The following is a 13,756-nucleotide window of genomic DNA, read 5'->3' as shown; positions in this document are numbered from 1 at the left end:
CCAGCCCTTCCCGCATGCCGATTGCACGGGAGAGGATCGCGCCTGCTTCATCCTGGCACGCGTGCGCCGGCAATCAAGAACTCCACATTGCCCTCCGGCCCGGTGATCGGGCTGGTGGTGAGGCCGGTGACCTGCCAGCCCGGCTGTGCCGCCAGCCAGGCCTCCACCTCCGCGCAGACGCGGGCGTGGACCGCCGGATCCCGCACCACGCCGCCCTTGCCGACCTCTTCGCGCCCGGCCTCGAACTGCGGCTTGATGAGCGCAACGAGCCGGGCGGCGGGCGCCGCGAAGGTCAGCGGGCGCTCCAGCACCTTGGCGAGGCTGATGAAGCTGGCATCGCAGACGATGATGTCGACCGGCTCAGGCACATGCGTGGCAGTCAGAATACGCGCGCTGGTCTGCTCGTGAACGATGACGCGGGGGTCTTGCCGCAGCTTCCACGCAAGCTGGTTGGTGCCGCTATCGATGGCATAGACCCGCGCCGCGCCGTTGGTCAGCAGCACGTCCGTAAAGCCGCCCGTGGAACTGCCGACGTCCATTGCCACCAGTCCGGTCACATCGATGTCGAACGCCTCCAGCGCGTGCGCCAACTTGAGTCCGCCACGCGAGACCCAGGGATGATCGCGCCCCTTGAGGACGATCTCCGCCTCCTCCGGCACCGCCTGCCCCGCCTTGTCGACCGGCTTGTCGCCGACCAGCACATTGCCGCTCATGATGAGGGCCTGCGCGCGGGTGCGGCTCTCGGCAAGGCCGCGCTCGACGAGCAATTGATCGAGGCGCTTCTTGGCCATCCTCAGCGTTTCGCCAAAGCGGTGAGCGTGCCGGATGTCAGCACTTGCGGGAGAACCTGTGGCGTCGCGGCGCCGGGTGCGTAGAAGAGATAGAGCGGCACGCCGGAGCGGCCATGCGCTTCGAGGAAGCGACTGATCGCCGGGTCGGCATTGGTCCAGTCGCCGACCATCGCTGTGACTCCGTCCGCCTCGAAGGCATCGCGCACCGCCTGCGTATCGATCGCATTGGCCTCATTGACCTTGCAGGTCAGGCACCAGTCGGCTGTGAAATAGAGGAAAACCGGCTTGTTCTGCGCCCGCAGCGCGGCCAGCCGGGCCTCGCTGAACGGCTCGCCCATCAGCCCCTCGCCCGCAACCGGGCGATCCCCACGGACCAGCGCAGGCGCCGCGATTGCAGCGCCGCTCAGCAGCAGGGCTACGAGTCCGCCCAAGGCCCAGTTGACGCCAGCGCCGGCGCGCTGGCGACGCCCCAGCAGCAGGAGGGCCAGGATCACGCCGCCCGCCAGCAGCACGCCCAGCACCACGCCACCGGCACCAAGCTGCCGGGAGAGCAGCCAGAGCAGTGCGAGCGCCGTCAGCCCCATCGGCACTGCCATGATGCGCCTAAAGCGGGTCATCCAGGCGCCGGGACGGGGCATCAGCCGGCGCAGTGCCGGAACCCAGGCAATGGCGATGAACGGCGAGGCCAGCCCGAGGCCGAGGCCTGCGAACACCGCCAGAGCCAGCGGCCAGGGCAGCACCAGCGCGGCGCCCATGGCCGCGCCCATGAACGGCCCGGTGCAGGGCGTCGCCACGAAGGCGGCCAGCGCGCCAGTCCAGAACGCGCCCGCCTGCCCGCCTTGCCCGGCCCGCCCCTGCCCGACCGAAAGCGAGGCGATCTCGAACCCGCCGAGAAGATTGAGCGTGATCGCCACCATCAGCATCAGCAGCACCGCGATCACGCGCGGGTCCTGCAACTGGAAGGCCCAGCCGACCTGCGTGCCGCCGGCCCGGATCGCCAGCATCAGCGCCCCGAGCGCGAGGCAGGTGACGAGAATGCCGGCGGTGTAAGCCAGCGCGTCGCGCCTGGCCTGCCGCTCATCCCCGCCCGCCTTGGCAAGGCTGATCGCCTTGAGGCTGAGAATCGGGAAAACGCACGGCATCACATTGAGGATCAGTCCGCCCAGAAAGGCGCCACCGAGGATCAGCAGGACCGCCCCAAGCCCGGTCTTCTCGGCCGGCTCAGCCGTCGTGGCGCCGTCCGGGGCCACCGTCAGTCGCTCGCCACCCTCGGGCACAGCACCGGGTGTGGCCCTGATCGCGAGCGCGACGCCGGGTGAAACCGCGAGCACCCCTTCCACCGCGCCGGGGACGGATGCGCCCTCGGCCAGCGCGACCTCGACCACAAGCCAGTCACCCGCGCGACGCACGGTCTGCGGTTGCGCATAGCGCACGACGTCCTGTGTCGTCGCAAAGAACCATGGCGCGCCCATTGGCGCCGCCTGCGGATAGGGCACCGCGATGCTCAGCGTCCCGCCGGCCACAGCATATCGCGCAGGCTGATCGAGCGGACGGGGGAGAGCCGCGCGAAATCCGTCGAAGATCTTGCGGGACGCCGCCGTCGTAGCACCATCGCCAATGGTCAGCGTGGTCGCGATCTCGCCCTGCTCCGGCACGCAAATCGCGTCCGTGCAGGCGAGCCAGCGCGCCGTGCCGCGCACCGGCAAGACGGTGCCAGCCCACAGGCCCGCGGGCACCGAAAGATCGACCAGCACGGCATAGTCATGCTCATAGACATGGTTCATCAGCCCGGCGATCAGCAGCCGATCCGGCACCGGATAGCGGAAATCGCCGATCTTCAGGCCGCTGCCCGCCGGCAAATCCCACGCGACCTGCATCCCCTGCCCGGCATCGCCCGGATTGCCCCAATAGCCATGCCAGCCGGCTTTGGGTTTCATCACGATAGCGAGCGTGACGGTGCTCCCGGCCGCCGGGCGATCCGTCTCGGCGATAAGGCTCGCGGTGATATTCGGTGCCCCGCGCTGCCCGAACGCACCGCCATCGGCTGGGGCCGCAGATTGCGCAAAAGCGGCTGAGCTGACCAGCAATGCTGCCAGAAGAACCCATAGCGTCATCAAAACGCCATTGAGCCGGCGCACAGGAAAAGCCATGAAACGGATCATTGGCCGTTCTGTAAGCGCGCGCCGCCCCGACCCCAAGGAGAATCTATGCGTTTCCCTGCTTGCCTGTGCCTTGCCGCAACGCTGGCCCTGAGTGGCCCGGCGCTGGCCCAGCCCGCGCAGACTCCAGCCGCGCCCGCTGCTCCCGCATCCGAGGCGCCGCAGAGCCCACCCAAGCTGCTCGTCGTCATCTCCGTCGATCAGTTCTCGACCGACCTGTTCGGCGCCTATCGCAGCGCCTTCACCGGCGGCTTGGCCCGCCTGCAGCAGGGCGTCGTCTTTCCCAATGGCTATCAGGGCCACGCCGCCACGGAGACCTGCCCGGGCCACTCGACCATCCTGACCGGTAGCCGCCCCGCCCGCACCGGCATCATCGGCAATGACTGGATCGACCAGAAGATCGCCCGTGCCGACAAGACGGTCTACTGCGCCGAAGACCCAGACGTGCCCGGCACGAGCTCGCGGGATTATGCCCCGTCCGTGAAGATGCTCCGCGTGCCGACACTCGGGGGCTATATGAAGGCGCAGAATCCGGCGGCCAAGGTGGTGTCCGTCTCCGGCAAGGATCGCTCGGCGATCATGATGGGCGGGCCGGTGGTCGATCAGATCTGGTGGTGGGGCGGCAATGGCTTCACCAGCTATCGGGGGACGCCGCTCACCCCTTTGATCGAGCAGGTGAACGCCGGCGTGCGCAAGACCTTCGACCAGCCCCGCCCGGCGATGGACGTGCCCGCCTTCTGCAAGGCCAATGACCGCGCCGTCCGCCTGACCGACACGCTCAGCGTCGGTGACGGGCATTTCGCTCGCGCCGGTGGCGACGTCCGCGCCTTCCGCACCTCGCCGGAAGCCGATGCCGCCGTTCTGGCGCTCGCCGTCAAGCAGCTGGAGGCGCAGCAGCTCGGGCGCGGCGACACCACCGACCTGCTGATCGTCGGCCTCTCGGCCACCGACTATATCGGCCATAGCTATGGCAATCGCGGCGCGGAAATGTGCATCCAGATGTTCGCGCTGGACGATGCCCTCGCCAGCTTCCTGGATCGGCTGGATGCGACCGGCCTCGATTATATGGTGATGCTCACTGCCGACCATGGCGGGCCGGACATTCCCGAGCGGCTGCGCGAACAGGCCGTTACCGACGCCGAGCGCGCGGACCCCGCCTTGTACCCGAGCGCGGTGAGTGCGGCGATCAGCGCGCGCACCGGCATCACCGTGCCGCAGGGTCCCTTGCTGCTCGGCACCAATCCCTTTGGCGACATCTATGTGAATGCCGCTCTGACCGCCGCCCAGCGTACCCGCGTCATTGCCGAGGCCAAGGCGTTCTACGCCGCTCACCGGCAAGTCGAGGCCGTCTTCATCCGCAAGGATATCGAGGCCGCGCCGGCCCCCGCCGGATCGCCGGAAAGCTGGTCACTCGCGACGATCGCCAAGGCCAGCTACGATCCGGAGCGGTCGGGCGATCTCGTCCTTCTGCTCAAGCCGCGCATCATGCCCATCGCCACACCGGCGCCGGGCTATGTTTCGACGCATGGCAGCCCGTGGGGCTATGATCGCCGGGTGCCGATGCTGTTCTGGCGCAAGGGCCTGATGCACATGGAACAGCCCCAGGCAGTCGAGACGGTAGACATCCTCCCCACCCTCGCGGCGCAGATCGGCGTCACCGTGCCCGCAGACCGGATCGATGGCCGCTGCCTCGATCTCGATCCCGGCCCGGCCACCCGTTGCCCTGCTCCGCAGGATCGCTAGACTGGCTCTGAATCGGTCGCAACAAGCATGACCGGATAAGGAGAGGCTACGCATGTCAGGCAAGATCGTCATTACCGGTGCCTCGGGCCAATATGGCCGGGCCGCCACGGATCGGCTGATCGAGAAAGGGCTGGCAGACCGGCTCATCCTCATCAGCCGCTCGCCGGACAGACTGGCGGACCGTACCGCGCAGGGCTGCGAGGTGCGCTATGGCGATTATGACAAGCCCGCAACGCTGGCCGCCGCCGTGCAGGGCGCGGAAAAAATGCTGCTCATCTCCGGCACGCGGGTCGGGGCCCGCGTCGTCCAGCACAAGGCGGCGATCGATGCGGCAGCGGCCGCCGGCGTCCGCCATATTCTCTACACCAGCTTCATCGGCATCGATGACCCGAACAACCCGGCGGAAGTGCGCCACGACCATATCGAGACGGAACAGGCGATGCGCGCCTCCGGCATGGCGTGGACGGCGCTGCGCGACGCGCATTATGCCGACGCCATGATCCTGATGGCCGGGCCGAATGTGCTCGCCACCGGCAAGTGGTTCAGCAATGCCGGCGATGGGCGCGAGGCGATGGTGTGGCGCGACGATTGCGTGGACTGCGCGGTCGCCGCGATGACGACGCCCGGCCATGAGAACAAGGTCTACAACATCACCGGGCCGGAACTGCAGACCTTTGGCGAGGTCGCCGCGCTCATCACGCAGATCACCGGCTGTCCGGTAGAGCACATTCCCGTCGACGACGCGCAGCAATATGCCATCTTCGACAGCATGGGCATTCCGCGGCGCCCGGTGGACGACCAATATGTGAGCGGCATTCCCTGGAACAGCGACGATATGGTGACCTTCGGCCGCGCGATCCGCGAACGCTATCTGGAATTGCGCACCGATGACGTGCAGACGTTGACCGGCCGCCCCGCCCGCTCCGTCCGCCAGATGATCGAGGAAAATCGCGCGATGCTGGTCGAGGCCGCCCGTGGCGCGGCGGCGGCGCAACCGGCATGAACCGCGCCGATTACGAGCGCTATCTCGCGGCGTTCAATGCCAAGGATTATGACGCGGTCTGCGACTTTTACGCAGAGCCGATGGACATGCGCTTCTTCGGCGTCGCGCTGCGATCCCGCGAGGACATGAAGCGCTTCTACAGCTTTCTCCACGCCCATGTTCATGAGAGCGTGCGGGTGCTCAATTTCGCGTCGAGCGACACCCTGACGGCCGTCGACGCCATCGTGCGCATCGAGGCCTATCGCGACCTCGACCGGGCAATGCTCGATGCCAATGGCGCGGGCGGGTTGTTCCCGATCAAGGCCGGCGAGGTGCAGGAGATGCGGCAGTTCATCTTCTACACCCTGCGCGATGGGCTGATTGCCGACGTGGCCTGCGCCCTGGCGCCGCCGCCCGACTGACCGGCGCGGCGAGCCGCTTTAGCGATAGGGCGACTGCGTGCGGCTCACATAGAGCGGCGAGCGCGCGACCGGGCCGCTGACGACCATCGCCTTCATGCCCTTGCGCACCTTGTCGGCATCGATGACATTGTTGAGAACCGCGCGGGTCTGGCCGCTCGGCAGTGGCTCGACCACAGAAAGACCGATGCCAGCCTTGGCACAATAAGCCAGCACATCCGCCTCCGGGGCGGCGAGGATGACGACGCGGCTCATGCGGCGAGGCTCCCCTGCTGCGCGAACACCGCGCGCATGGCCGTGGCCGAGCGCAGACGGTAGGGATAGGGATGCGCCTTGATGCGGGCGGACACAGAGCATGCGGCTTCCCGTGCGGCATGATGGCGCTGGCTGCAGCCAGCGAACTGGGCGTCGATCAGCGCGCGCTGCTGATCGTGCAAAAGGCGATTGAAATCTTCCATGAGCGTCTCCCGACACGGCAAGCGGGAGCACGACGGTCTCTCAGTTATCGCGACAGCTTGCGAGCAGGGTTCGCGCTAATGGCGCCGCCCTAGCAGCTAATGTGTCATCTGTCGCACGCAATCGCCCCGGCAACGGCCCAGCGCACCGCGCGTGGATCAGGTCAGCGCATAATAGCGCACCAGATTGCCGTCCGGCTTGCGCTCGCCCACGCCTACGAAGACATGGCGGGTCATCCAGTCATATTTGCCCTTGCTCGTCTCGAAGGTCGGCTGCGCGCGCAGATAATAATCCTCATGCGCGACCGGCTCGCCGCCCTCGAAGGCCCAGGCCCGCAGCCTGGCCATGGAGTCCGGCTTGCGACCCCACAGATAGCCCTTGTTCTGCATGTAGATGATCTCGCCATCGTCGGTTTCCAGCAGATAGCGGGCATCGAACACGGCGGTATCGTCATCGCGGAAATGGGCGTAATCGCCGCCGGAATTGGGCACGGCCCGCCCCCGCAGCCGCGGCCCCTCGAAATGCCCTTCATCCACGAGCACCGCCGAACGGAAGCCGCCATTGTGGACATTGGGCACGCCGAAGACCCGCGTGAACATGAGGCGGCACTCGAAGGCGAACTCAAGCACGGGCTGGTCGAGGGTCGAGAAGGACATGGCGGCTCCTTGGACGATCAAATGGCGCGCGATCAGGCGGCGGGTAATCAGGCGGCGCGGGCGCCCGCCTCCGGGCGGGCATCCCACGGGCTGGGCATATGATAGGGCACGGTGATGAAATTGGCCTCGATCTGGCAGATCATGCCGTGATCGATCTTGAACAGCTCAGCGAGATAATAACTATGCGGCCGGCGGATGTGCGAGCGGACCTGCGTGCCGTCGGTCAGCGTGTAATGATCCAGCCGCCCGCAATGATCGATGAAACCATAGGCCAGCACCAGCCCCCGCTCCTCGTCCACCAGCGGAAAGCGGCGGCCGCGCAGGCGATCGTCATAGCGGTAATTGCCGGTGCGGAACTGCGCCTCGCAAGGCAGGCCGGCGACCGGCACCAGCTTGGCGAACTCGGGGTTGTTGGTGGTCTGCACGCCATTTTCGACGCGGTTGCAATCGGGATGGAATTTCGTGCGGATCGTGCCGTCATTCAGTTGTAAGGTCTCGAAATAACCGTCTGACAAGGCGATCATTTCTGCGCGGGAGACGGGCGCCTCAACGGTGGCGTTGAGGATCGGCTTGTCGTCAAATCGCTGGTTCTCGAACACCGGCGAGCTGTCCACCTGCCGCACCACGATGGTCTCGACCTCCGCTACCCGGCCCGCCTCGTCCAGCCCCAGGCGCACGGTGTATGCGCTCTCGTCCAGCGGCTCGACCGCCGTGCCGAAAAAGCCGACCTGTCGCGTCTGTTCGTCGGCGAACATGAGGCGATAGTCGCCCAGCCGCTCGATGGTGCCCCACAGGCCATCGTCCGGCTTCAGGCGGACATTATTCTCGGTGATGAACGGCTCGGGCGCCCAGTTCACGGCGCCGGGGTCTTTGCGCCCCAGCGCCGCGAGATAGGCCTCCAGCGAGACATACAGCGCCGCGCGGCTCATCCCCTTTTGGCTCACGCCGCGTTGACCGGCGCGTCCATGTACATGGCCTTGATCTCCAGATAGGCCATCAGCCCGTCCACGCCGCCTTCGCGGCCGATGCCGGACTGCTTGTAACCGCCGAAGGGCAGGCCCCAATCGACCTTCAGCCCGTTCTGGCCGATGCCGCCGGTGCGGATGCGCCGGGCGACGTCGAAAGCAGCCTGCGCATCCTTGGTCAGCACTGAGCCCGAGAGGCCGTAATTGCTGTCATTGGCGACGGCGATGGCCTCCTCCTCATTATCCACCGGGATGATGCTGAGGACCGGGCCGAAGATTTCCTCCTGGGCGATCTTCGACTTGTTATCGACATTCTTGAACAGCGTTGGCTCGATGAAATAGCCTTGGTTGAGATGCTTGGGGCGGTTGCCACCGGTCACCAGATCGGCCGTCTTCTTGCCTTCCTCGATATAGCTTTCCACGCGCTCGAGCTGGCGCTTCATCGCGAGCGGGCCGAGCTGCGTCGTCGGATCGTCCGAATAGCCAATCTTCACCTTCTGCATTTCCGCCGCAATGGCATCGGCAATCTCGTCCTGCCGGCCGCGTGGGACGATCAGCCGGCTGAGCATCGCGCAGACCTGCCCGGAGAGCAGGCTGATCGTTTGCGTCATCAGCTTGGCGGTCTCCTCGGCGGAAAAATCGTCTCGCACGATGGCAGCGGACTTGCCGCCCAGCTCCAGCGTGCAGCGCGCGATCCGCTCGCCGCACACGCTGGCAATGCGCTTGCCGGCCACGGTGGAGCCGGTGAAGCTCACCTTGTCCACGCCGGGATTGCAGACGAGGTAATCGCTCGCCTCGCGATGCCCGCAGACGAGATTGACGACGCCCGCCGGCACGCCCGCCGCCTCGCACGCCTCAGCGATGATATAGGCCTCCAGCGGCGTCTCCGGCGAGGGCTTCATGATGACCGTGCAGCCCGTGATGAGCGCATTGGCGACCTTGGAGGCCATGATGCCATAAGGCCCGTTCCACGGCGCGATGGAAGCGACCACGCCGACCGGCTCATAGACGAGATAGGCGGCGGCTGCGGCCTGCGTCTCGCGCTGCTGGACATATTGGAAATTGGCACCCACCTCGCGGGTCTGATCGAACTGCATGGTTGCGCCGGCGACCATGCCGGGCGCGAAGCTCGCGAGGCCACCCATCTGCGCGGTCCAGGCCTTGGCCAACTCGCTCGCGCGGCTCTGCAGATGCGCAGTGATCTTCTTCATGATCTCGTTGCGCTCAGCAACGCTCATGCGCGGCCACGGACCGTGGTCGAAGGCAGCGCGGGCGGCGGCAACGGCAGCGTCCATGTCCGCCTCATCGGCTTCCGCCACGGCACCGACAACCTGCTCGGTATTGGGCGAAACCAGCTCGATGAACCGCCCGCTATTGGGCGCGCGCCATTGCCCGTTGACCCAGACCTTGCCCGGCTCCTTCACGAACACGCCTTCGGGATTATGTCCTGCCACGCTCTCTCTCCTTCAATTCATAGCCCGGCGCCGCCGCCTTCTGGGGAGCGGACTGCCCGGATTCTGGCGACCTGCACGCCGCCGGATTCGATGGCGCGGATGCTAAGGATTGCGGGCGGGTGCGCAAGGGGAAAGCGGTATTTAACCGGCAGTTATGTTGACTTTGTCTGAAATAATCGCGGTCGGTCTAAGACTTAGCAAAATTCGTCAGAATGCGCCGCGACTCGGGAAGCAATGCGTTGGTCAAGGAACTCAATTTGGACATGTGCGAATAAAACGCGCAGATCGGCACTCTTCCACAGGAATATTTGCAGCCATTCATTTTCAATATTGACTTCGCGCCATGCAAGGAGCCGGCGCAGGTCGCCGCGCCGCAGCGATGCAGATCGGCGGCCAACCGAGTCTTTTTATCGATGAAATCCGCAGTTTTTTTGTGGTCAAGGGCTTTACGCCGAATGCGAGGGCATTCATGACTAACAACAGTTTCGGCAAAAAAACGAAAGCCCGGCGGGCCAACGCCGAGCTTTCATGCCGGAATTAGCTCTGCAACCTTTTGACCGAAGCGGAGCCGGTATTACCCCGAGCGGTGCCTTTGTGCACTTGCTCGGGCCTTATCGTCAACGGTCGTCTTGATAGAAAGGCGATGAAACGATGAAAGCACGACACCAAGGCCGCCGACAGCGGCGTCTACTCTCAGACGAAGACATTATCATTATCTGGCGGCGCCTTCGACGTGGTGATTTCCAGCATGAGATTGCCGCCGCGTTCGGCGTCAATCAGGGACGAGTGTCTGAGATCAACACAGGTAAGCGCGGTCGGGATCTTATCGAGCGTCTCGCCGTCTGATCAATCTAAGCCGAGGCGGAGTGCGCTTCGCCTCGGCACTAGCTGACCGTCCAGAATTACTCCGTCATTCCCGCGAACGCGGGAATCCAGTCTGCCTAGCGACGCGATGCCAAGGCTGATGGCAAGGTCCTCCCAGTCTGGGTTCGCCTGCTCGATCAGATCGAGTTTCCACGCTCTGCGCCATATCTGGACCTGCTCCTCCCGGAAGATCGCATGCTCCATCGTTGCGCGCTGCTCGCACCAGACCAGCAGCTTGACCCTGCGTTGCTCGGTGAAGCCGCCGAGAGTTTCCGCGCGATGCTGGGCGACGCGCTGCACTAGATTGGACGTGACGCCGAGATAGAGCGTGCCGTTGCGAGGGGATACCTGCAGGTAAACATAGGGATCAACGCCGGGTCTCATTGCCGCGTTGCTGCTGGATTCCCGCTTTCGCGGGAATGACGGAGAGAGGAATGTTTCCCAATCCGAACATGACACCAAGACATGCAATGGTTGTATTTTACAACCATATTGACTCAGAGCCACAACCGGCTCACACTCCGCGCCGATAACCGCCGCAGACTCAAGCAAGCACAGGCGGGAGATACGAGAGAGGACGCCCATGATCACCGTCAATCAGCTTCATCCCCTGTTCTTCGGCGAGATCGTCGGGGCGGACCTCAAGGCCGAGCCGACCGAGGATTTGCGCCAGGCTGTGCAGGATGCGATGGACAAGCACATCGTCTGCGTCGTGCGGCAGGGGCCGATTACGGATGAGGAGCATATCCGCTTCGCCCGGCTGTTCGGGCCGCTGGAATATCCGCCCAATTATGGCAAGCGCCCGGCGGGCCGGATCGCGCCGGAGCTGTTCTCGGCCGGCAATCTCGATCCTGATGGCAATATCAAGCCGCTGACCCCGGCCAATGCGAACATCGCCAAGGGCGCCGAGCGCTTTCATGCGGACAGCTCGTTCAACCCCCTGCCCTCCAAATGGTCGATGCTACGCGGCGTCGAATGTCCGCCCTCGGAGGTTGGCGGCGACACACTGTTCCTCGATCTACGCGCGGCTTATGACGATCTGCCGCAGGCAATGAAGGACAGAGTGGATGGCATGACCGGCATCCACGATTTCTGGCGCGGCCGCCAATATGCCGGGCTTGAGGTCACCGAGGAAATGAAGGCCGCAATGCCGATGCCGCCGGTGCACCATCCGCTGGTGCGTGAGGCGCCGCTAGGGCGCAAGGCACTGTTCGTGGGCGGGCATTGCGTGGGCGTGGTCGGCATGAGCGACGATGAGGGCCATGCCTTTGTGGAAGAGCTGTACGCTCATGTGACCCAGCCCAAATATATCCATCGCCATCAGTGGACGGTCGGCGACATCGTGATCTGGGACAATCGCTTTGCGCTGCACGCCGCGACACCGCTGGAGACGGACCAGTATCGCCGCGACATGCGCCGCGCGACGCTCAACGAGAGCGGCGAGGAAGGCGACACCTATGAGTTCCGCCGGCGTCAGGCCGAGGCGGCGCACTGAGCGCCGGTCTGGGCCTCAACGGCGCGCTCACTGGCGCCATGCCCGGTAATGGCCGGCTTGGCGCCCCGGCGCGCGCCGAGGGTTCAGCGCGGCAGATAATCCTCCGCCATCGCCGCCTCGATGCCGGCATGACGGGCCTTCACCGAGCCGATGAAGGCCGGGTGGGTGATGACATAGAGCTTGCCGGTGAGGATCGCGTCCACGGTCATCTCCCCGACGGTCAGCGGATCGAGCCAGAAACCCGGTGCCGTCGGCGGCAGGGCGCCGGGCGGCGGCGTTTCGTCCCGGTGGCGGAAGGGCGTATCCACCTGAAACTCCGCCGGGCGGTGCTGCTCGGTCTCCTCGATATTGGTGCGGACCGGGCCGGGGCACACCACCGTGGCGCCGATCGCGCCGCCCTTTACATCGAGCTCCAGCTTGAGATGCTCGGTCATGGAAATGACCGCCGCCTTGGTGGGCGCGTAGACGCCGCGCGTGGCCCGCGCCTGCATGATCGCCCCCTGCGAGGCGGTGTTGACGACATGCCCGCCCAGCCCGTGCGCCTTGATGCGTGGGAGGCCCGAGACGAGGCCGTTGACCACGCCCATCAGATTGACGCCGATGGCCCAATCCCAATCCGCATAGGTCGCTTCATCGACCGGGCCCTGGATGCCGATGCCGGCATTGTTGATGAGTATCTGCAGCGGGCCGAGCGCGGCCTCGGCCTCGTCCAGCGCAGCGGCGAAGGCGTCGCGGTCGCGCACATCGAGTTGGAGCGCGCGGAAGCGATCCGCCCAGCCTTCGTCCGCCGCGACCTGCGCCGCCTGCGCCAGATGATCGGCGCGCACATCGCACACCGCGATCCTGGCGCCCTGCGCCGCCAGCGCGCGCGCCATGCCAAGGCCGATGCCGCTCGCACCGCCGGTGATGAAGGCCATTGTGCCTGCTACTGTCTTCATGCCTCTCCTCGCCTCATGGCTACCACTCTTATTATGGGGATTTACAACCAATGACCGTGGACCTCTATCATGGCGAGCCGGCTTCCAACAGCCTGAAGGTCTTGCAGGCCATTCATGAGAAAGGCGTGCCGTTCACCAGCCATTACATCAACCTGATGAAGTTCGAGCAGCATGCGCCGGCCTATGTCGCGATCAACCCCGCGGGACAGGTGCCGACGCTGGTGCACGACGGCCGGGTGCTGACGGAATCGACGGTCATCAACGAATATATTGACGATGCCTTCGATGGCCCGCCGCTCAAGCCGGCCGATCCCTATCTGCAGGGGCAGATGCGAATCTGGACCAAATATGTCGATGAGGTGTTCCGCCCGTCCCTCTCCTTCCTCGCCTGGCATCGGGTGATCCCCGGCATGGCCAAGGCGCTGCCCGAGGGCGAGTTCGAGGCGCGACTCAAGCGCATCCCGCTCAAGGAAAAGCGCGACAAATGGGAGCTGGCGGCCAAGGGCGGCTTTTCCGAGCGAGAGCTTGAGGGATGGCGGGCCAATCTGGAGGATGTGACCGACCGGGTGGAGAAGGCTTTGGCAGGCCATGACTGGCTGGTCGGCGGCATGTTCACGCTGGCGGACATCGCCGTCTTCGCCATGGCCGTCTCCATGCCGCGCAGCTACCCCGATCTGTGGAGCGAGACCCGCACGCCGCAGGCCATGGCGTGGATGGCGCGGATGAAGGCCCGCCCGGGCGTGGCAGCAGCGCTGGCGATGCCGGATCACACCGGCATGGTCTCCCGCAAGGATTGAAGGCACGCCGCCGCCTCTTCTGCTGCGGGTCGCCGTG

Annotated in this window: 15 protein-coding genes; 6 read left to right on the top strand and 9 right to left on the bottom strand. The window is 65.5% G+C overall.

Annotated features, from left to right (window positions below):
- Nucleotides 1-47: 47 nt before the first annotated feature.
- Together M2341_RS07080 and M2341_RS07075 are read right to left on the bottom strand one after the other, a co-directional pair.
- Complete coding sequence (locus M2341_RS07080) at nt 48-791, bottom strand: TlyA family RNA methyltransferase (protein ID WP_264584754.1); 744 nt, start codon at nt 789-791, stop codon at nt 48-50.
- A gap of 2 nt (nt 792-793) precedes the next feature.
- Entirely contained in the window at nt 794-2,941 is a 2,148-nt protein-coding gene (locus M2341_RS07075) for a protein-disulfide reductase DsbD family protein (protein WP_264584753.1), read from the bottom strand.
- 57 nt (nt 2,942-2,998) lie between these two features.
- Between M2341_RS07075 and M2341_RS07070 the strand changes: the two genes are divergently transcribed.
- Genes M2341_RS07070 through M2341_RS07060 form a run of 3 tightly spaced genes read left to right on the top strand, consistent with a single transcriptional unit; the run spans nt 2,999 to nt 6,097 of the window.
- Nucleotides 2,999-4,693 carry an alkaline phosphatase family protein gene (locus M2341_RS07070; RefSeq protein ID WP_264584752.1) on the top strand — a complete coding sequence of 565 codons (1,695 nt, stop codon included), beginning with the start codon at nt 2,999-3,001 and terminating at the stop codon, nt 4,691-4,693.
- A gap of 52 nt (nt 4,694-4,745) precedes the next feature.
- On the top strand, nt 4,746-5,696 hold the full coding sequence (locus M2341_RS07065) for an SDR family oxidoreductase (protein ID WP_264584751.1): 951 nt from the start codon (nt 4,746-4,748) through the stop codon (nt 5,694-5,696).
- Nucleotides 5,693-6,097 (top strand): nuclear transport factor 2 family protein, encoded by a 405-nt coding sequence (locus M2341_RS07060; protein WP_264584750.1) that lies wholly within the window; start codon nt 5,693-5,695, stop codon nt 6,095-6,097. The genes M2341_RS07065 and M2341_RS07060 overlap by 4 nt, the downstream gene beginning before the upstream one ends.
- An 18-nt stretch (nt 6,098-6,115) precedes the next feature.
- On the opposite strand, the gene M2341_RS07055 is transcribed toward M2341_RS07060, so the two are convergent.
- The 5 genes from M2341_RS07055 to M2341_RS07035 form a co-directional block, all read right to left on the bottom strand.
- Nucleotides 6,116-6,349 carry a hypothetical protein gene (locus M2341_RS07055; RefSeq protein WP_181559252.1) on the bottom strand — a complete coding sequence of 78 codons (234 nt, stop codon included), beginning with the start codon at nt 6,347-6,349 and terminating at the stop codon, nt 6,116-6,118.
- Complete coding sequence (locus M2341_RS07050) at nt 6,346-6,552, bottom strand: hypothetical protein (RefSeq protein WP_264572475.1); 207 nt, start codon at nt 6,550-6,552, stop codon at nt 6,346-6,348. Before M2341_RS07050 ends, M2341_RS07055 begins: the two co-directional genes overlap by 4 nt.
- Nucleotides 6,553-6,708: 156 nt before the next feature.
- On the bottom strand, nt 6,709-7,206 hold the full coding sequence (locus M2341_RS07045) for a DUF3237 domain-containing protein (protein WP_181559250.1): 498 nt from the start codon (nt 7,204-7,206) through the stop codon (nt 6,709-6,711).
- Nucleotides 7,207-7,253: 47 nt separating this feature from the next.
- Nucleotides 7,254-8,135 (bottom strand): hypothetical protein, encoded by an 882-nt coding sequence (locus M2341_RS07040; RefSeq protein ID WP_264584749.1) that lies wholly within the window; start codon nt 8,133-8,135, stop codon nt 7,254-7,256.
- Nucleotides 8,136-8,146: 11 nt separating this feature from the next.
- Entirely contained in the window at nt 8,147-9,625 is a 1,479-nt protein-coding gene (locus M2341_RS07035) for an aldehyde dehydrogenase (protein ID WP_264584748.1), read from the bottom strand.
- A 343-nt stretch (nt 9,626-9,968) separates the two neighbouring features.
- On the opposite strand from M2341_RS07035, the gene M2341_RS07030 reads away from it, so the two are divergent.
- Entirely contained in the window at nt 9,969-10,166 is a 198-nt protein-coding gene (locus tag M2341_RS07030; protein ID WP_264584747.1) for a hypothetical protein, read from the top strand.
- Between the two features lie 305 nt (nt 10,167-10,471).
- Here the strand turns inward: M2341_RS07030 and M2341_RS16440 are convergent, their stop codons facing one another.
- Entirely contained in the window at nt 10,472-11,080 is a 609-nt protein-coding gene (locus M2341_RS16440) for a GIY-YIG nuclease family protein (protein ID WP_319801064.1), read from the bottom strand.
- On the opposite strand from M2341_RS16440, the gene M2341_RS07020 reads away from it, so the two are divergent.
- On the top strand, nt 11,073-11,984 hold the full coding sequence (locus M2341_RS07020) for a TauD/TfdA dioxygenase family protein (protein ID WP_264584746.1): 912 nt from the start codon (nt 11,073-11,075) through the stop codon (nt 11,982-11,984). The genes M2341_RS16440 and M2341_RS07020 overlap by 8 nt on opposite strands.
- An 83-nt stretch (nt 11,985-12,067) precedes the next feature.
- Here M2341_RS07020 and M2341_RS07015 read toward each other — a convergent pair whose 3' ends face one another.
- Nucleotides 12,068-12,922 carry an SDR family NAD(P)-dependent oxidoreductase gene (locus M2341_RS07015; protein WP_264584745.1) on the bottom strand — a complete coding sequence of 285 codons (855 nt, stop codon included), beginning with the start codon at nt 12,920-12,922 and terminating at the stop codon, nt 12,068-12,070.
- 50 nt (nt 12,923-12,972) lie between these two features.
- Here M2341_RS07015 and M2341_RS07010 point away from each other — a divergent pair, with 50 nt between their 5' ends.
- Entirely contained in the window at nt 12,973-13,719 is a 747-nt protein-coding gene (locus tag M2341_RS07010) for a glutathione S-transferase family protein (RefSeq protein WP_264584744.1), read from the top strand.
- Nucleotides 13,720-13,756: the final 37 nt, after the last annotated feature.

It is taken from the genome of Sphingobium sp. B7D2B, assembly GCF_025961895.1.
Taxonomy (GTDB): Bacteria; Pseudomonadota; Alphaproteobacteria; order Sphingomonadales; family Sphingomonadaceae; genus Sphingobium.
This window is presented reverse-complemented; position numbering and strand designations above follow the sequence as displayed.

Bases quoted from the DNA above. Each gene is read 5' to 3' on its own strand.
- M2341_RS07075 (WP_264584753.1), bottom strand. From the start codon at position 2,941: ATGGCTTTTCCTGTGCGCCGGCTCAATGGCGTTTTGATGACGCTATGG.
- M2341_RS07050 (WP_264572475.1), bottom strand. From the start codon at position 6,552: ATGGAAGATTTCAATCGCCTTTTGCACGATCAGCAGCGCGCGCTGATC.
- M2341_RS07040 (WP_264584749.1), bottom strand. From the start codon at position 8,135: ATGAGCCGCGCGGCGCTGTATGTCTCGCTGGAGGCCTATCTCGCGGCG.
- M2341_RS07055 (WP_181559252.1), bottom strand. From the start codon at position 6,349: ATGAGCCGCGTCGTCATCCTCGCCGCCCCGGAGGCGGATGTGCTGGCT.
- M2341_RS07065 (WP_264584751.1), top strand. From the start codon at position 4,746: ATGTCAGGCAAGATCGTCATTACCGGTGCCTCGGGCCAATATGGCCGG.
- M2341_RS07015 (WP_264584745.1), bottom strand. From the start codon at position 12,922: ATGAAGACAGTAGCAGGCACAATGGCCTTCATCACCGGCGGTGCGAGC.
- M2341_RS07020 (WP_264584746.1), top strand. From the start codon at position 11,073: ATGATCACCGTCAATCAGCTTCATCCCCTGTTCTTCGGCGAGATCGTC.
- M2341_RS07070 (WP_264584752.1), top strand. From the start codon at position 2,999: ATGCGTTTCCCTGCTTGCCTGTGCCTTGCCGCAACGCTGGCCCTGAGT.
- M2341_RS07045 (WP_181559250.1), bottom strand. From the start codon at position 7,206: ATGTCCTTCTCGACCCTCGACCAGCCCGTGCTTGAGTTCGCCTTCGAG.
- M2341_RS07030 (WP_264584747.1), top strand. From the start codon at position 9,969: ATGCAAGGAGCCGGCGCAGGTCGCCGCGCCGCAGCGATGCAGATCGGC.
- M2341_RS07080 (WP_264584754.1), bottom strand. From the start codon at position 791: ATGGCCAAGAAGCGCCTCGATCAATTGCTCGTCGAGCGCGGCCTTGCC.
- M2341_RS07010 (WP_264584744.1), top strand. From the start codon at position 12,973: ATGACCGTGGACCTCTATCATGGCGAGCCGGCTTCCAACAGCCTGAAG.
- M2341_RS07060 (WP_264584750.1), top strand. From the start codon at position 5,693: ATGAACCGCGCCGATTACGAGCGCTATCTCGCGGCGTTCAATGCCAAG.